The 16557-nt window shown below is 69.8% G+C and carries 15 protein-coding genes; 7 read left to right on the top strand and 8 right to left on the bottom strand.

Going from position 1 to position 16557, the window contains the following annotated elements; all coding sequences use genetic code 11:
• Positions 1-34: 34 nt before the first annotated feature.
• Entirely contained in the window at positions 35-943 is a 909-nt protein-coding gene (locus tag F9C12_RS19170; RefSeq protein WP_409183322.1) for a LysR family transcriptional regulator, read from the top strand.
• Positions 944-946: 3 nt separating this feature from the next.
• Here the strand turns inward: F9C12_RS19170 and F9C12_RS19165 are convergent, their stop codons facing one another.
• Complete coding sequence (locus F9C12_RS19165; protein ID WP_409466789.1) at positions 947-1300, bottom strand: hypothetical protein; 354 nt, start codon at positions 1298-1300, stop codon at positions 947-949.
• A gap of 40 nt (positions 1301-1340) precedes the next feature.
• Positions 1341-1793: a hypothetical protein gene (locus tag F9C12_RS19160; RefSeq protein WP_409466788.1), complete on the bottom strand. Its 453-nt coding sequence runs from the start codon at positions 1791-1793 to the stop codon at positions 1341-1343.
• Positions 1794-1939: 146 nt separating this feature from the next.
• Between F9C12_RS19160 and F9C12_RS19155 the strand changes: the two genes are divergently transcribed.
• Both F9C12_RS19155 and hisS read left to right on the top strand, forming a co-directional pair.
• The gene (locus F9C12_RS19155) at positions 1940-2323 is read left to right on the top strand and encodes a hypothetical protein (RefSeq protein WP_037816084.1); all 384 of its coding nucleotides are present in this window, start codon (positions 1940-1942) and stop codon (positions 2321-2323) included.
• A 36-nt stretch (positions 2324-2359) separates the two neighbouring features.
• A complete protein-coding gene (gene hisS / locus F9C12_RS19150) occupies positions 2360-3655 on the top strand; it encodes a histidine--tRNA ligase (protein WP_409466787.1) in 1296 nt (431 codons plus the stop codon).
• A gap of 443 nt (positions 3656-4098) precedes the next feature.
• Here hisS and F9C12_RS19145 read toward each other — a convergent pair whose 3' ends face one another.
• Together F9C12_RS19145 and F9C12_RS19140 are read right to left on the bottom strand one after the other, a co-directional pair.
• A complete protein-coding gene (locus tag F9C12_RS19145; RefSeq protein ID WP_409466786.1) occupies positions 4099-4548 on the bottom strand; it encodes a flavodoxin family protein in 450 nt (149 codons plus the stop codon).
• A gap of 10 nt (positions 4549-4558) precedes the next feature.
• Positions 4559-6187: a phospho-sugar mutase gene (locus F9C12_RS19140; protein ID WP_409466785.1), complete on the bottom strand. Its 1629-nt coding sequence runs from the start codon at positions 6185-6187 to the stop codon at positions 4559-4561.
• A 57-nt stretch (positions 6188-6244) separates the two neighbouring features.
• On the opposite strand from F9C12_RS19140, the gene F9C12_RS19135 reads away from it, so the two are divergent.
• Positions 6245-7396 carry a glycosyltransferase gene (locus tag F9C12_RS19135; RefSeq protein ID WP_409466784.1) on the top strand — a complete coding sequence of 384 codons (1152 nt, stop codon included), beginning with the start codon at positions 6245-6247 and terminating at the stop codon, positions 7394-7396.
• A 48-nt stretch (positions 7397-7444) separates the two neighbouring features.
• Here the strand turns inward: F9C12_RS19135 and F9C12_RS19130 are convergent, their stop codons facing one another.
• The 3 genes from F9C12_RS19130 to F9C12_RS19120 are packed head-to-tail and all read right to left on the bottom strand — an operon-like array spanning position 7445 to position 9629.
• On the bottom strand, positions 7445-8230 hold the full coding sequence (locus F9C12_RS19130; RefSeq protein ID WP_409466783.1) for a purine-nucleoside phosphorylase: 786 nt from the start codon (positions 8228-8230) through the stop codon (positions 7445-7447).
• Complete coding sequence (locus F9C12_RS19125) at positions 8227-8655, bottom strand: ABA4-like family protein (RefSeq protein WP_409466782.1); 429 nt, start codon at positions 8653-8655, stop codon at positions 8227-8229. The genes F9C12_RS19130 and F9C12_RS19125 overlap by 4 nt, the downstream gene beginning before the upstream one ends.
• Complete coding sequence (locus tag F9C12_RS19120; RefSeq protein WP_409466781.1) at positions 8652-9629, bottom strand: hypothetical protein; 978 nt, start codon at positions 9627-9629, stop codon at positions 8652-8654. Before F9C12_RS19120 ends, F9C12_RS19125 begins: the two co-directional genes overlap by 4 nt.
• 108 nt (positions 9630-9737) lie before the next feature.
• On the opposite strand from F9C12_RS19120, the gene F9C12_RS19115 reads away from it, so the two are divergent.
• Positions 9738-10355, top strand: coding sequence for a MerR family transcriptional regulator (locus F9C12_RS19115; RefSeq protein WP_409467033.1), 618 nt, complete (start codon positions 9738-9740; stop codon positions 10353-10355).
• Between the two features lie 206 nt (positions 10356-10561).
• Here the strand turns inward: F9C12_RS19115 and F9C12_RS19110 are convergent, their stop codons facing one another.
• Positions 10562-12256 (bottom strand): serine/threonine-protein kinase, encoded by a 1695-nt coding sequence (locus F9C12_RS19110; RefSeq protein ID WP_409467032.1) that lies wholly within the window; start codon positions 12254-12256, stop codon positions 10562-10564.
• 268 nt (positions 12257-12524) lie between these two features.
• On the opposite strand from F9C12_RS19110, the gene F9C12_RS19105 reads away from it, so the two are divergent.
• Together F9C12_RS19105 and scpA are read left to right on the top strand one after the other, a co-directional pair.
• The gene (locus F9C12_RS19105) at positions 12525-14390 is read left to right on the top strand and encodes a methylmalonyl-CoA mutase family protein (RefSeq protein WP_409466780.1); all 1866 of its coding nucleotides are present in this window, start codon (positions 12525-12527) and stop codon (positions 14388-14390) included.
• A complete protein-coding gene (gene scpA, locus F9C12_RS19100) occupies positions 14387-16555 on the top strand; it encodes a methylmalonyl-CoA mutase (RefSeq protein WP_409466779.1) in 2169 nt (722 codons plus the stop codon). The genes F9C12_RS19105 and scpA overlap by 4 nt, the downstream gene beginning before the upstream one ends.
• Positions 16556-16557 lie beyond the last annotated feature (2 nt).

Genomic DNA, 16557 nt, shown 5'->3' with positions numbered 1-16557 from the left:
GTACTCTTTTTTCGTACACTTAGGAGGTCCGCCCGTGCTCCACTCCCGGTTGCTGCAGTACATCGACGAAGTGGCGCGCCTCGGGTCCATCCGCGCGGCCGGTGCGCGGTTGCACGTCGCGCCGTCGGCGATCAACCGGCAGATCCTGCTGCTGGAAGCGGAACTCGGCGAGCAGCTGTTCGACCGCCTGCCGCGCGGGATGCGTCCGACGCCCGCCGGGGAGGCGCTGCTCGCGCACGTCCGGCGCACGCTGCAGCAGTACCGCGAGACCGTCGCGGACATCCGTGACCTGCACGCGCTCGGCAGCGGCGAGGTCGTGATCGCCACGATGACCGGTCTGGCCAGCAGCGTCGTCGCGACGGCCGCGGCGGCGTTCCGCGGCAGGCACCCGAGAGTCCGGATCTCGATCCGCACGATGACGACGCAGGACATCCTGCGTGCCGTGGAAGCCAGCGAAGCCGACCTCGGGCTCGGCTTCAACGTCCCGCCGTCCGCGCATCTCGAGGTCTGCTGGCAGATGAACACGCGGCTCGGCGTCGTCGTCGCCCCGCACCACCCGCTCGCCGGGCCGGATCCGATCCCGCTCGCGCAGTGCCCGCCCTACCCGCTGATCTTCGCCGACCGGTCGATGGTCATCCACGGCATCGTCGCGGAAGCGTTCGCCAAGGCGGGTCTCGACATCGAACCGGCCTTCCACACGAACTCAATCGAAACGATGAAACGCCTCGCGGCCTCAGGAGACGCCATCGCGTTCCTCAGCGAATTCGACATCGCGGAGGAAATCCGAGACGGACGGCTCGTCTTCCGGCCGGTTCGGGACGCGTTCAGCAACAACGTGGTTTCGTTGGTGCGGCGGGAGAAACATGGCCATGGCTTGGCGAGTCTGTTGCTGGCGGAGGACATCGTGGGCGCGCTGACCCAAACCCAGACCCCGCGACCGTAACCCTCAGTCGGTGAGGGTGTCCGTCGGCAACAACGCCCGCAACCGCCGAGTCGTCGCCTCATACTCCACGTACGCGCGTGAATTCTCCGGCCCGCCCGCGGCCATCAGCTCGTCGTGCGCGATCGCCTGCTCCGCGATCACCGAAGCGAGCAGCAGCAAAAACCGCGTCGAACGTTCCGAGCGGAGGGCCATCTCGGCGGAACCGGGAAGGCCGCGTTCGGCGAACCCCTCGAACGCGGCCGTGTTCTCGCGTTGCTTCTCCGCCAGCAACCGGCAGGTCGCCGATTGCTGGCGGAGCTGGTCGGCATAAGCCAACTGCGGCGAAGCGGCATCCCCGGGCTGGCTCACGCCCGCCATGATGCCTGGTCTTCGCCGCGGCTACCTACTGGATCGGTTCTCAGAACACGACGACCGTGAACACCGCGGAGGCGGCGGCGGTGAACAGAGTGGATTCGGGGTGGAAGACCCGCAGCGTCAGGGTTCCGGACACGTTCAACCGGACACCGAGGTCGAAGTCGTGGTCCGGGGCGCACGAGGTGGAGGCGAGGTTCACCCAGACCCCGGCGCGGATTTCCTGCTGCAGGTAAAGGATCCCGTCGTCGTCGGCGCGTCCCGCGGGGCCGGTCGCGAAGCGGCCGTGGACCCGGATCTGCTCGCCCTTGCGCACCTTGGCCTTGACCGGCACGGCCTTGAGGTGGACGGGCTTCTTCTTCGCCATCTGATGCGCGGCGGGAACCGCGGCTGGAGCCGTGGCCTGGGCGGGCAGGGCCGTCGCGCAGAGGCCGCTGAGGGCGAGGGGCAAGGCGAGACCGGCCCATCGGGCGCGGCGCCGCATCGAGGTCGTAGTCATGAACTCCAGCGCAGTGCACCGCCGCCCGCTTCGCCGCCCCATTCCCTCGACCGTCGGGTGACAGCCACCAGCAAGAGGGACCAAGAAGTTTCGTGACAGTGTTTTAAAACAGTGTTATGGTCGCTTCGCACCCCAAGGAGGCAACCATGCACGGCCCAGTCCAGTTGTTCACCGTCATCGCGCTCGTATCGCTGCCCACCGTCATGTACGGCGGCTACGCGCTGAGCGGCGTCCTGCGCCGCGGCGACCTCACCGAGAAGCAGCGCGGGTTCTTCCGCGCCGGGCACGCGCACGCCGGTGTGCTGCTCGTGCTCACGCTCGCCGCGTTGCAGCTGGTCGAGCACGGCGGACTCGGCGACACCGCGCGCTGGATCGTCTGCTTCCTGCTGCTGTTCGGCGTGCTCGCGCAGTCCGGCGGATTCTTCCTCGCGATGCTGCGCACCCGCGTCGGCATGAGCGTCACCACCGGCGGCGCGGTGCTGCTCGGCGCGGCGATGCTGCTCACCGCGTACGGCGTCGCGTTCCCCTGACAAATCGGCTGGCGCCGGGTCGTTAAGCTGGATGACGTGCCTGAATACCTGTCAACCGCGCCTGTCAAGGGGACCCGAGACTTCCTCCCCGCCGAAATGTCCGTCCGCACGCAGGTGTTCGGCCATCTCTACGACGTGCTGGAGCGCTACGGCTACCTCCGCTACGACGGCCCGATCCTGGAGCAGGCGGAGGTCTACGAGCGGAAGTCCGGCCAGGAGATCGCCGACCAGCAGCTGTACACGCTCACCACGCGCGGCGGCGAGCGGCTCGCGCTGCGCCCGGAGATGACGCCCTCGGTGGCCCGGATGATCGCCGGCCACGCGAAATCGCTGTCGTTCCCGGTGCGCTGGTACAGCCACCCGAACTGCCACCGCTACGAGCGTCCGCAGCGCGGCCGCGTGCGCGAGCACTGGCAGATCAACGCCGACATCTTCGGTTCGGAAAGCGCGAACTGCGAGATCGAGATGTTCGAGCTGATCCACGACCTGATGGGAGCGGTCGGCGCGACTTCGGACATGTTCGCGGTGCGGGTCAACGACCGGAACCTGCTGTCGTCGGCGCTGACCGACGTCGTCGGCATCTCGCCGGACCACCTGCCGCAGGTGTTCGCGCTCGTCGACCGGTGGGAGAAGACCTCGGCCGAGGACCACGCGGCGAGCGCCGCCGAGATCGGGCTGTCGGACAAGCAGTACGAGAAGCTCGCCGAGACCCTTGGTTCCGGCCCGGCGCTGCTCGACGAGCTGCCCGAGACGGTCAAGGCCGAATCGAACCTGGTCAAGGTGCTCTCCAGCAGCGCGGCGAGCCTGGTCCGGTACGAACCGCTGATCGTGCGCGGGCTGGCGTACTACACGTCGACCGTGTTCGAGGTCTTCGACACCTCGCCGCAGAACCGCCGGGCGCTGTTCGGCGGCGGCCGGTACAGCAACCTCGCCTCGATGTTCACGAAGGAGCAGATCTCCGGCATCGGGTTCGGCATGGGCGACGTGACGCTGATGGACTTCCTCGACACGCACGGCCTCACGCCGCGGCCGCGCAGCGAGGTCGACGTCACGGTCATCCCGGTCACCGAGGAGCTGGCGGACCCGGCCCGCGACGTCGCGACGGCGCTGCGCAAGGCGGGACTGCGCACGTCGACCCCGCTGGAACTGCGCAAACTGGGCAAGGAGCTCACCCGCGCGGACAAGGCGGGCGCGGTCGCGGTCGTGATCGTGGGCGAGGAGGACTGGGCGGCCGGCCGGGTGACCGTCCGGAGCCTGGCCACCCGCGAACAGCAGCAGGTCGCGGTGGCCGACGTGCCGGCGACGGTGCTCGGGATGGTCTCGCCTGCCTGATTTCCCGGGGCGGGCGCCGGTCTTCGGGCCGGTGCCCGCCTTCTTTATCCGCCGAGTGGCGGATCCGGTGCGGTTTCGTCACCCACCGCAGTCGGCTGTCGATGAATCAGCCGCCGCGCCGCTCTATCCACAATGGACACTCCGGGGCCGGTCCGTTGGGCCGGACGGGGCGGGGGTGGCCCGCTGACCGGGACGCGGGCGGTCCGGAATCCAGGTTTCTCACGCTGGACGGCCCTGGTCGGCGCCCTCGGAGTTGAATCGAGCACGCTTGGTTGTCATCGCAGGGTCGTCATGATCCGTTCTTTGTAGTACCCTTGCGTAGTCGAGGTTGATCGCCTTCGTTGCGAACCCTCGATTGGCCTGTTGCCGGAGGTCGACCCCCAGGGCTTCCGGTGACAGGCCTCTTTACTTTCCCTGGTACGGCTTCCGGCCCGCCCGGCCGCTCACATGAGCGTCGCGGCGAGGGTTCCGCCGAGTTCGGTCACCGCTTCCAGCGCGGCTTTGTCCGGTTCGCCCGTCACGAGCACGGGCTCGGCCACCCGGGTCCAGCCGAGCCCGGTCGTGATCGCGTCGAGTTGCCGCACGGTCCCGGACGTGTCGCTGTTGCCGTGCACGTACGCCCCGAACGGACGGCCCTTCGTCGCGTCCAGGCACGGGTAGTACACGGTGTCGAAGAAGTGCTTCAACGCGCCGCTCATGCTGCCGAGGTTCGCCGGCGTGCCCAGGAGATAGCCGTCCGCGGCCAGCACGTCGGCCACCGTCGCGCCGAGCGCGGGACGGCGGACGACGTCGACGCCTTCGATGTCCGGATGCTTCGCGCCGGCGAGCGCGGCCTCGAACATCGCCTGCATCGACGGCGACGGCGTGTGGTGCACGATCAGCAACGTTGGCATGGTTCTCCCGTCAGCGCAGCAGCGCGGTGATCTCCTCGCGGACCGCGTCGAGCACTTCCGTCGCGCTGCGCCGCGCGTCGGCGAGCCCGCCGGTCACCGGAGCCACCACTTGCAGGTACGCCTTCAGTTTCGGTTCCGTGCCGGACGGCCGCACCACGACGCGCACGCCGTCGCCGCTCAGCCGGAGCACGTCGGCGTCCGGCAGGAGGTCTTCGAGCGTCACCGGCACCCCGCCGAGCGTGGCCGGCGGGTTCGAACGCAACGCGGCCATGAGCCGTCCGCGCACGGAAAGATCGGTGACCCGCAACGACACCTGGTCGGTGAGGTGCACACCGTGCCGCGTCGAGATGTCGTCGAGCACGTCCAGCAGCGTGCGGCCTTCGGCCTTGAGCGTCGCGGCCAGGTCCGCGCCCGCGACCGCGGCGGCGATGCCGTCCTTGTCGCGAACAAAACTCGGATTCACGCACAGCCCGAGCGCTTCCTCGTAGGCGAACACCAACCCCTCGCCCGCGCGGACCAGCCATTTGAACCCGGTCAGCGTTTCCGCGTAGCGCGCGCCCTTTTCCTTCGCCACTTCGCCGAGCAGCGAAGAGGACACGATCGTGGTGGCCACCAACGGATCCGGATTGTCCGTTGTGGACAGAAGGTGTGCTCCGAGCAGGACGCCGGTCTCGTCGCCGCGCAGCATCCGCCAGCCGTCCGGGCCGCGGACGCCGAGCGCGCACCGGTCGGCGTCCGGGTCGAGCGCCACCGCCAGGTCAGCGTCCACTTCGGACGCCAGAGCCAGCAGGAGATCGGTCGCGCCGGGTTCCTCGGGGTTCGGGAACGAGACGGTGGGGAAGTCGGGGTCCGGTTCGGACTGGGCGGAAACCAGGTGCACGTCAGTGAAACCGGCGCGGGACAGCGCGGCCCGCAGGGTTTCCGCGCCGACGCCGTGCAGGGCCGTCGCGGCGATCCGCAGCTCGCGCGTCGTGCCGCGGGGGAGCGCGCCGACCGCGGACAGGTACGCCTCGCGCGGGTCGACGATCTCGGCCCCGGGCAAGCGCGGAACGCTCCGGGCGGCCGGGGCGGACTGGATCGCGCGCTCGATTTCGCCGTCGGACGGCGGCACGATCTGTCCGCCGGTGGAGTCGTAAAGCTTGTATCCGTTGTCCGCGGGCGGGTTGTGCGACGCGGTGATCTGGATGCCGGCGACCGCGCCGTAGTGCAGCACCGAGAACGCCAGCAACGGCGTCGGCAACGGCTGCGGCAGCACCTTCACCGCGAACCCGGCGGCGGTCAGCACCTCGGCGGCGGCCGTGGCGAACGCTTCCGAACCGTGCCGCGCGTCGCGGCCGACCACGACCACGCCGCCCGCGTGCCCCTGCGCGGCGAGCCACGCTGCGACGCCCGCGGTGGTCCGCGTGACGACCGCGACGTTCATCCCGTTCGGACCCGCGCGCACCGGCCCGCGCAGCCCCGCGGTGCCGAACTCCAGCGGTCCGGCCATCCGGTCGGCGATCTCCTCGATCGCGCCGGGCTCCTTGCCCATCGCGCGGGCGAGGGAGGCGGTCAGTTCCTCGCGCGACGCCGGATCCGGGTCGTCGGTGATCCAGCGGTAGACGGAATCGCGGAGGCGGGAATCGAGGCTGTCGGACACCCGGGCCAGCTTACGCGGATCGGGAAACCGGGTAGCGGCTGACGATACGCTCGGGTGGTGCGCATTCTTTTCACTTCCCTCGCGTCTTACGGACACCTCTATCCGTTGCTGCCGCTCGCCGTCGCCGCGCGCGACGCTGGCCACGACGTGGTTTACGCGACCGCGCCCGACTTCCACCCGAGCCTGGAAAAGGCCGGGCTCGAACCCGTCGCCGCCGGGCTGACGCTGCAGGAAGCCTTCGGCGAGGTCTTCGCCGGAGACACCCGCAGCCGCTACGAGGTCCCGCCGGACGAGCTGAACGAGGCGATCGGCAAGGCCTTCGGACGGCTGCTGCCGAGCCGGTTCATGACCGACCTCGCCCCGGTGCTCGCCGAGCGGAAACCGGACCTGGTCGTGTACGAAATGGGCAATCCGGGCGGCGCGTTCGCCGCGCACCGGGCGGGGATTCCCGCGGTCGGGCACGGATTCGGCCGGGTGTCCTCCGGCGGCCCGATGGAGCACATCAGCGACCAGATCGACGCCTTCGCCGCGGAAGTCGGACTCGCCGGCAGCAACCGGCTGTTCTGGGGCCATCCGTTCGTGGACATCTGCCCGCCGTCGGTGCAGGCGCCGGAGTTCCTCGCCGAGGCCAACCGCGTGCCGCTGCGCCCGGTCGGCTGGAGCGAACCGGGCGACCTGCCGTCCGGCATCGAAGGCCGGGACCGCGGCCGTCCGCTGGTGTATTTGACGCTCGGCACCACCGGGGCCAGCCAGGCGCACCTGCTGACCGCGGCGTTGCAGGGGCTGGCTTCGCTGGACGTGGACGTGCTGGTGGCCACCGGCCCGGCCGTCGACGTCGCGGCGCTCGGGGAGGTGCCGTCGAACGTGCGGCTGGAGGCGTGGGTGCCGCAGTCGGAACTGCTGCCGCACGTCGATCTGGTGGTGCACCACGGCGGAAGCGGGACCACGCTGGGCGCGTTCGGCGCGGGGGTGCCGCAGCTGCTGTTGCCGCAGGGCGCGGACCAGTTCACCAACGCGGACGCCGTGGTCGAAGCCGGTGCAGGTGCGAAGCTGGTCGGCGACGAACTGACGACGGACGCGGTCCGCGAGACGGCCGGCCGGTTGCTGGCCGATCGCACGGTGGCGGACGTCGTGCGCGAGCTGGCCGCGGAGGTCGCGGGGATGCCTTCGCCGGAGGAACTGGCCGCGCAGCTGCCGCAGTACGCCTGAGTCGTGAGTGCTGGCGCCGGTTAGAACCGGCGCCAGCACTCACGAGGCTCACGCGCGGTCGACGAGTTCCTTCAGCAGCGAACCCATCCGCGTCGCCGACTGCCGTCCGGCCTCGAGGACTTCCTCGTGGTTGAGCGGCTCGCCGGTCATGCCCGCGGCCAGGTTCGTGACCAGCGACAGCCCGAACACCTCGAGCCCGGCCGCGCGGGCGGCGATCGCCTCCAGCACGGTCGACATGCCGACCAGGTCGGCCCCCATGGTGCGCAGCATCCGGATCTCGGCGGGCGTCTCGAAGTGCGGCCCGGGCAGGCCCGCGTACACGCCTTCCTCCAGCGAACCGTCGATCTCCCGCGCCAGATCGCGCAGCCGCTGGGAGTAGAGATCGGTCAGGTCGACGAAGTGCGCGCCGACGATCGGCGAACGCGCGGTCAGGTTGAGGTGGTCGGAGATCAGCACCGGCTGCCCGACGTTCATGCCCGCGCGCAGCCCGCCCGCCGCGTTGGTGAGCAGCACTGTCCGCGCGCCCGCCGCCGCGGCCGTGCGCACGTTCTGCACGACCGGGTCGATGCCCTTGCCCTCGTAGAAATGCGTACGGCCGAGCAGGACCAGCGCGCGCTTGTCGCCGATCCGCAGTGACCGCACCGTGCCGCCGTGGCCGACGGCTCCGGGCGGGGTGAAGCCCGGCAGTTCGCCGAACGGGATCTCCGCGTCGGCGGTTCCGATCACGTCCGCGGCCGGACGCCAGCCCGAACCGAGCACCACGGCGATGTCGTGCTTCTCGACGCCGGTGCGCTCGGCGATGACGGCCGCGGCCGCCTCCTCCAGGTTGCTCATGCCGCCGAGCGTATCCGGGCGCCGCGCACGACGAGGAACGCGACCAGGCCGAACGGCGACAGGAAGATCGTCAGCAGAAGCAGCGGGCTGACGATCCACCACGGGATCCGGTGCGTGCGCGCCTCGAAGAACATCCAGCGGGCGATGAACAGGTCGAACGCGATGAGCTGCGCCCAGACCAGCGCGGCCCCGTACGACGTGCTCAGAAATCCTTGCAGCACCCCGAGATCCGGCCGTTGCATCGCATGCCACAGTTCGCCGAAATGCGGGATCGCCAGCACGAAATACCAGACCAGCGGCAGCAACGGCACCCACGGCGAGGCCAGGACTCGGCGGGTGCCGCGCCATCCGGGCAGGAAGATCATCAGCGCCCAGAACGGCACCGCGACCGGGAACGTCCAGGCGAAGACGGTCAGGTCGCTCACCGGACCGCCTTCCGGACCGGTGCCAGCACCGACGCCGCGGCAGCCGCCGCGATGACGCCGACCAGCAGGCCGGCGGCGGCCAGCGTCGTGCCGCTCGGGTAGATGAGCGGTTCGCCGCGTTCGGCCTGCCACAGGATCAGGGCGACGAGTCCCGCATAGCCGACCGAACCCGTCCAGACCAGCCGCACCCGCACCGCGCTTTCGCGCAGCCGGGGAAGCCGCGTCGCGAGCACCGCGAGCCCGAAGGCCAAGAGCGGCAACGCTTGCAGCGCGTGCAGGCCGACGAAGTGCGCGATCCGCAGGTCGCCGCCGGTGGTGCTCCAGCCGAGCAGCGGAAGACCGGGGCCGCCGTCCGCGACGCCGACGCTGTGCGCGCCGATGAGGTCGGAATGCCCGGTGGCTTTGATCTCGGCCCGTTCGATCGGGGTCGGCCGGGTCATGGTCGCGCCGAGACCGGCACCGATCAGGGCGACGACCGCGCTGGTGCGCACTGCCCAGTACACCGCGCGGTCTTCAATGCGGGTGAACATGAGCACGACGGTGGTCACCAGCGTGGCGAGCCAGAGCCCGGCCACCATCACGCCCATGGCCTGGAACAGCGCGGCGTCGAACGGCGAGGTGTTCGCGAAGTGGCTAGGCCGGACGCGAGCTGCTTGGAACACGATCGCCACGTACTCGGCGGCGAACAGCACGACGGAGACGGTCGTCGCGACGCTCGCGACCTTGCGCAGCCTGCCGCGCAGCAACGAGACGAGCCAGCTCCAGGTGAAGTAGTAGAGCCCGCCGGAGACGGCGAACTTGAACGGCTTCGCCCACACCGGCGCGCCGAGCAGGGTCCGGTGGTCGAGCAGCATCGCCGCGACGGTCAGCACGGTCGCGACGCCCATCGCCGCGGCGAACCACAGCGACGGGCGGTGCCAGGTGCGCAGCCGTGCGGTGGTCAGCGTCGGCGGCGGGTCGACGGTGGTGGTCATGGTGGTCCTCCCAGAATGGATAGTGAAGCTCTCCGTTATGGGAAGTTAAACTATCCATACTGAGAAGTCCTCAGGGTTTTTCCCGGAAGTAGGGTCGAGCGGGTGCGGATGGCAGAGCTGAGCGCCGAGTCCGGGATCCCGGTGGCGACGATCAAGTACTACCTGCGGGAGGGGCTGCTCCCGGCCGGGGAGCGGACCAGCCCGAACCAGGCTCGCTACGGCGAGGAGCACGTGCGGCGGCTGAAGCTGATCCGGGCGCTGGTCGAGGTCGGGGGGTTGTCCGTGGCGACCGTGCGGGAGGTGGTCGCGGCGGTGGATTCCGACCGGGCCGCGTACAACGTGCTCGGGGTGATGCAGCGGGCGTTGACCGGGGCCGTGGTCGAGGTTTCCGCCGAGGACCGGGAGTGGGCCTGGGAGCTGTTGTCCGCGCTGGCCCGGGAGCACGGGTGGAAGTTCGGGGACGACAATCCGGTGGCGGAATCGTTAGTGGGGACTGTGTGCACTGTCCGGGCGTTGGGGCATCAGGCTTTGCTGGATCAGATCGGGCGTTACGCGGAGGTCGCCGATCGGATCGCGGAGGCTGATTTGGATACGCTCGAGGCTGGGGTTTCGATGGATCGGATTGTCGAGGCCGCGGTGGTGGGGACTGTTTTGGGGGATCGGTTGTTCGAGGGGCTGCGGAGGTTGGCGCAGGCCGCGGAGACTGCGCGGCGGTATTCGGAGTGAGTGCTCGCGGGCGGCTCGTCGCCTGGCGGCGACATTGCGTCCGGAGCGGTTGCGCGGCACCCCGAAGTCCATTGTGCTGACGGTTCGGGGGTGCTTGTCAAGGCGGGAAAGATGCCTTGACAAGCACCCCCGAACCGCAGGGAGGCTTCGTATCGGGGTGCAGGGCGGGGGCTGGCTGCTTGGTTGGGTGTGGTGTTTTGGTGCGGTTATGAAGACGCTGGGAAAGACAGTGTCGGGGCTATTTGGCTGAAGGTTGCGGAGCCGGTGTCTTCTTGTTCTGACGGGACTGTCAGGGAGAGCAGCCAGGCCGCGGTTCCTGATTGCTTGATCAGGGCGAAGGTTGCCCGGGTGATTACCGTGTCTGGTTTTGCCGAGTGGTTTTGTGCTCGTTCCACTGCTCGGTAGGTCAGTTCGGTGCCGTTGGGGGTTTCGTGTTCCGGCTGGGCGATGGTGAACGAATCCTGGGACGAGGCCAGGCGCAGTGCTTCTACCGCGTCGTGTTCCGAATACTTCTCGTAGAAGTTCGGGATGCGTTCCAGGCGCAGGGATTGGCGGCCGTCCGGGGAAAGGTATTGCACTACCGTCGAGGTGCCGAATACTGATTTCCTCGACGCGATGAAGCGTTGCCATCCTTCGGGGACCGAGAGGGTGTATTCGCTGTCTCGCGTGACGTTTGCCGTCGAGCTTGCGTTGGCGTGCTGCGGTATCAGCTTCAGCGGCTGTGCGGAGCCTCCGACTGTGCCCAGGGTGGCCAGCACTCCGGTTTCCGGGCCTTGCGGCGGCAGCAGGTCCTGGCCGCTCACCACGCGGGCCAGTGCGAACCCGCCGCCGCAGGCCAGGGCGAACAGGACCATGGAGGCGACCGCCAGCAGTGCCGTCGCTTTGCCGCTGCGGCGTGGGGGCGGCGGCGGGAGCGGGGCGGGCAGCGGCGGCGGGGGCGGCAGCTGCGGAGCAGGGGCGGAGCCGGTGTTTCCCGAGCGCAGGAACGGCAGCGGGCCCGGGTCCGCGGCCAGCGCGGCGGGCTGGTCCGGCGAGTCCGGTTTCGGGGCGACCGTCTTGATCACCTGGGTGTCGGTGGCGTCCAGGTGGGCGGCCGTCTTCTTGCCGTCCGGCGTGCGGAACAGCTCCGGGCCGAAGAGGTCCAGTGCGGCCTTGTTCTGCAGCGGGTACAGCCGGTGGCGCACCTCGCGCAGGGAGATCCGCTTTTCCGGCTCCTTCTTCATCAACGCGGTGATGACGTCGGCCAGCGGACCCGGCTTCGGGCGCGGGACCTTGCCGTTCACGACCTTGCCGACGGTTTCCAGCGGGTCGCCGTCCGCGTCGTACGGGGGTGCTCCCTCGACGGCGGCGAACAGCGTCGCGCCCAGGCCCCACAGGTCGGCGCTGGGGGTGACCGCGCCGCCCGAAGCCACTTCCGGCGAGATGTAGGCGGGCGAACCGAGCATGATCCCGGTCCTGGTCATGGTGGCTTCGGAGACATTGCGGGCGATGCCGAAGTCGGTCAGTTTGATCCGGCCGTCGCTGGCCACCAGCACGTTGCCCGGCTTCACATCGCGGTGCGTGATTCCCGCGTCGTGGGCTGCTTCGAGCGCGGCGGCGACCGCGATGCCGACCGCCGCGGCCTGTTCGACCGTCAGCGGACCGTGGTCGCGCAGCAGGTGCGCGAGGCTCCGCGACGGCAGCAGTTCCATCACGACGAACGGCGCGTCGTTCTCGCGGGCGACGTCGTGCAGCGTGATCACGTTCGGATGCGACAGCACCGCGATCGCCCGTGCCTCGCGCAGCGTGCGCTCGCGCAGTTCGTCCGCTTGCTCCGCCGGGATGCCCGGCGGCACCTTCATCTCCTTGACCGCGACCGGGCGGTGCAGGAACTCGTCGTAAGCCGACCAGACCGTGCCCATCGACCCCGACCCCAGAACCGACCGCAGCCGATAGCGTCCGGCGACTACCCGTTGCTGCTCGCCGCCGGTCGACGGCTCGGCGTTCGCGGAGCCGGTGCTGTCGGTGTTGCCGGGCTGGTCCAGGTCGCTGTTCTCCGAGGGCACCCCATGATTGTGGCCCACGGCACCGGCACTGTTCGACCCAGCACCGCTACCCCTGAGTTCACCCGTACGGGGGGCGAGCAGAGTCACAGGTGCGGGTGGTGGCCTGCCTCTACCATCACTGGGTATGACGAACGTGGCTGGTCCGGAGTCGGCGCCGCACTCCGAGCCCGGGCTCGCGCTCGCGGCGGAGTTCCCCGCCGCGGACCGCGCCCAGTGGCAGGAGCTGGTGGCGGGAGTGCTGCGCAAGAGCGGCAGGCTCCCAGAGGATTTCGCGGGCGCGCCGGAGAGCAAGCTCGTCTCTCGCACCTACGACGGGATCGAGATCCAGCCGCTGTACACCGCCGACGACGCGAGCGGCGACCTCGGCTTCCCGGGGCTGCCGCCGTTCGTGCGCGGGGCCCGGCCGGAGGGCGTCGTCGACACCGGGTGGGACATCCGGGTCCGGCACCAGCGCGAGGACGTCCGCGCGGCGAACGCGGCGATCCTCGCCGACCTCGAAGGCGGCGCGTCCTCGGTGTGGCTGCGGCTCGGCGAGGGTTCGCTTCCGATTTCCGCGCTCGCGGACGCGCTGAACGAGGTGTACGTCGGTCTCGCGCCGATCGTCCTCGACGCCGGCGCGGAGTACGAAACCGCCGCTCAGGCGCTTCTTGACCTCTTCGCCGAGCGCGAGATCCCGGCCAGCGAAGCCGTCGGCACGCTCGGTGCGGACCCGATCGGCACCTCGGCGCGGACGGGGCGTTCTCTTCCGCTCGGCCCGGCCGCCGAATTGGCCGCGAAGGTTGCCCCCAAGTACCCGAAGGTGCGCACGATCGTCGCCGACGGACTGCCGTTTCACGAGGCAGGCGGCTCCGACGCGCAGGAACTCGGCGCGACGATCGCGTCCGGCGTCGCTTATCTGCGTGCGCTCACCGAGGCGGGGCTGGACGTCGCCGCGGCCGCCGCGCAGATCGAGTTCCGGCTCGCCGCGACCGCGGACCAGTTCCTCACCATCGCCAAGTTCCGCGCCGCGCGCCGGCTGTGGGACCGCGTCCTCGAAGTCTCCGGTGCGGCCGCGGAAGCCCGCGGGATGCACCAGCACGCGGTCACGTCGCCGTCGATGTTCACCCAGCGCGACCCGTGGGTGAACATGCTGCGCACCACCGTGGCCTGTTTCGCGGCCGGAGTCGGCGGCGCGGACGCGGTCACCGTGCTGCCGTTCGACGCGGCGATCGGCCTGCCGGACGCGTTTTCCTCGCGGATCGCCCGCAACACCAACGCGATCCTCATCGAAGAGTCGAAGCTGGGCAGCGTGATCGACCCGGCGGGCGGCTCCTGGTACGTCGAGAAGCTCACCGACGAACTCGCCGAAGCCGCGTGGCGCGAGTTCACCGCGATCGAGGCCGCGGGCGGGATCGAAGCCGAGCTGGCCTCCGGCGCGCTGGCCGGACGGCTGGCGCAGACCTGGCAGAAGCGCGCGAGCCGCCTCGCCACCCGGCGCGATCCGCTCACCGGCGTCAGCGAATTCCCGAACCTGGACGAAAGGCCGGTCGCCCGCGAACCGCTTCCGTCCACTGTGGACGGAGGACTGCCGCGGCACCGGTACGCCGAGGAGTACGAGAAACTGCGCGACGCGTCCGACGCCTACCTCGCCAAGCACGGCGAGCGGCCGAAGGTCTTCCTGGCCACGCTGGGGCCGGTCGCCGCGCACACCGCCCGCGCGTCCTTCGCGACGAACCTGCTGCAGGCGGGCGGCATCGAGGCGGTGAACCCCGGCGCGACCGACGACCTGCCCGGCGCGTTCCGCGAGAGCGGCGCGAAAATCGCCTGCGTGTGCGGCACCGACGCGGCGTACGAGGAACAGGCCGCGTCCGTCGCGGCGTCGCTCAGCGCGGACAGCGTTCTGTTGGCGGGCAAGGGAACCTACGACGGAATCAGCGGCAATCTGTACGCCGGGTGCGACGCGCTCGAAATCCTGACCAGCCTCCACGCACAGCTGGGAGTCTCCGCATGAGCATCCCGAATTTCGCCGACATCCCGCTCGGCAAGCCGGAACCGGGCGACCGCGCGGCGTGGGCGCAGGCCGTGCAGGACGCCACCGGCAAGGGCCCGGACGCGCTGGCCTGGGAAACCCCCGAGGGCATCGGCGTGAAGCCGGTCTACACCGCCGCCGATCTGTCCGATGTGGACTTCCTGAACACGTACCCGGGCATCGCGCCGTACTTGCGCGGGCCGTACCCGACGATGTACGTCAACCAGCCGTGGACGATCCGCCAGTACGCCGGGTTCTCCACCGCGCAGGAGTCGAACGCCTTCTACCGCCGCAACCTCGCGGCCGGGCAGAAGGGCCTGTCGGTCGCGTTCGACCTCGCGACGCACCGCGGCTACGACTCCGACCACCCGCGCGTGTCCGGCGACGTCGGCATGGCCGGCGTGGCGATCGACTCGATCTACGACATGCGCCAGCTGTTCGACGGCATCCCGCTGGACAAGATGTCCGTCTCGATGACGATGAACGGCGCGGTGCTGCCGGTGCTCGCGCTCTACGTCGTCGCGGCCGAGGAGCAGGGGGTGAAGCCGGAGCAGCTCGCGGGGACCATCCAGAACGACATCCTCAAGGAGTTCATGGTCCGCAACACCTACATCTACCCGCCGCAGCCGTCGATGCGGATCATCTCCGACATCTTCGCCTACACCTCGCAGCACATGCCGAAGTACAACTCGATCTCGATCTCCGGCTACCACATGCAGGAGGCCGGGGCGACCGCCGACCTGGAGCTGGCGTACACGCTCGCGGACGGCGTCGAGTACATCCGCGCGGGCGTCGACGCGGGGTTGGACGTCGACAAGTTCGCGCCGCGGCTGTCGTTCTTCTGGGCCATCGGCATGAACTTCTTCATGGAGGTGGCGAAGCTGCGCGCCGCGCGCCTGCTGTGGGCGAAGCTGGTGAAGCAGTTCGATCCGAAGTCGCAGAAGTCGCTGTCGCTGCGTACGCACTCTCAGACGTCCGGCTGGTCGCTTACCGCGCAGGACGTCTTCAACAACGTCACGCGTACGTGCGTCGAAGCGATGGCCGCCACCCAGGGGCACACGCAGTCGTTGCACACCAACGCTCTTGACGAAGCGCTCGCGTTGCCCACCGACTTCTCCGCACGGATTGCGCGCAACACACAGCTGTTGCTGCAGCAGGAATCCGGCACCACGCGCGTTATCGACCCGTGGGGCGGTAGCGCGTTTGTCGAGAAGCTCACGTACGACCTCGCGCGCAAGGCGTGGGGCCACATCACCGAAGTCGAGAGCGCGGGCGGCATGGCGCGCGCGATCGACGAAGGCATCCCGAAGCTGCGTATCGAAGAAGCAGCCGCGCGTACGCAGGCGCGCATCGACTCGGGACGACAGCCGGTCATCGGCGTGAACAAGTACCAGGTCACCGACGACGAGCAGATCGACGTGCTGAAGGTCGACAACGCGGGCGTACGCGCGCAGCAGCTGGAGAAGCTGCGTCGGCTGCGCGAAGAACGCGACCCGCAGGCCACCGAGGACGCGTTGCGCCGCCTCACCGAAGGCGCGCAGAACAACGGCAACCTGCTTGAACTGGCCATCGACGCCGCGCGCGCGAAGGCCACCGTCGGCGAGATCTCCGACGCCCTGGAGAAGAACTGGGGCCGCCACTCCGGCCAGATCCGCACGATCTCCGGCGTGTACCGGGAAGAGGTGGGGAAGTCGGACAACGTCGAGAAGGCCCGCGAGCTGGTCGACAAATTCGCCGAAGAGGAAGGCCGCCGTCCGCGCATCCTCGTCGCGAAAATGGGCCAGGACGGCCACGACCGCGGCCAGAAGGTGATCGCCACCGGCTTCGCCGACCTCGGCTTCGACGTCGACGTCGGCCCGCTGTTTTCCACCCCGGCCGAGGTCGCCCGCCAGGCGTCCGAAGCCGACGTGCACGTGATCGGCGTGTCCTCGCTGGCCGCCGGGCACCTCTCGCTGGTGCCCGCGCTGCGCCGCGAGCTGGCCGAACTGGGCCGCGAGGACATCATGGTCGTGGTCGGCGGCGTGATCCCGCCGCAGGACTATCCCGAGCTGCGCGAAGCGGGAGCGGCGGCGATCTTCGGCCCGGGCACGGTGCTCGCGGACGCCGCGATCGACCTGCTCCAGCAGCTGGCCGCGCAGGAGTCCTGAGC

It is taken from the genome of Amycolatopsis sp. GA6-003 (assembly GCF_046267895.1).
Taxonomy (GTDB): domain Bacteria; phylum Actinomycetota; class Actinomycetes; order Mycobacteriales; family Pseudonocardiaceae; genus Amycolatopsis.
This window is presented reverse-complemented; position numbering and strand designations above follow the sequence as displayed.

Excerpts from the sequence above, each read along its gene's own strand:
- F9C12_RS19110 (WP_409467032.1), bottom strand. The coding sequence starts at position 12,256 with ATGGGCACGGTCTGGTCGGCTTACGACGAGTTCCTGCACCGCCCGGTC.
- scpA (WP_409466779.1), top strand. The coding sequence starts at position 14,387 with ATGAGCATCCCGAATTTCGCCGACATCCCGCTCGGCAAGCCGGAACCG.
- F9C12_RS19160 (WP_409466788.1), bottom strand. The coding sequence starts at position 1,793 with ATGACTACGACCTCGATGCGGCGCCGCGCCCGATGGGCCGGTCTCGCC.
- F9C12_RS19105 (WP_409466780.1), top strand. The coding sequence starts at position 12,525 with ATGACGAACGTGGCTGGTCCGGAGTCGGCGCCGCACTCCGAGCCCGGG.
- F9C12_RS19120 (WP_409466781.1), bottom strand. The coding sequence starts at position 9,629 with ATGACCACCACCGTCGACCCGCCGCCGACGCTGACCACCGCACGGCTG.
- F9C12_RS19145 (WP_409466786.1), bottom strand. The coding sequence starts at position 4,548 with ATGCCAACGTTGCTGATCGTGCACCACACGCCGTCGCCGTCGATGCAG.
- F9C12_RS19155 (WP_037816084.1), top strand. The coding sequence starts at position 1,940 with ATGCACGGCCCAGTCCAGTTGTTCACCGTCATCGCGCTCGTATCGCTG.
- F9C12_RS19130 (WP_409466783.1), bottom strand. The coding sequence starts at position 8,230 with ATGAGCAACCTGGAGGAGGCGGCCGCGGCCGTCATCGCCGAGCGCACC.
- F9C12_RS19165 (WP_409466789.1), bottom strand. The coding sequence starts at position 1,300 with ATGGCGGGCGTGAGCCAGCCCGGGGATGCCGCTTCGCCGCAGTTGGCT.
- F9C12_RS19115 (WP_409467033.1), top strand. The coding sequence starts at position 9,738 with ATGGCAGAGCTGAGCGCCGAGTCCGGGATCCCGGTGGCGACGATCAAG.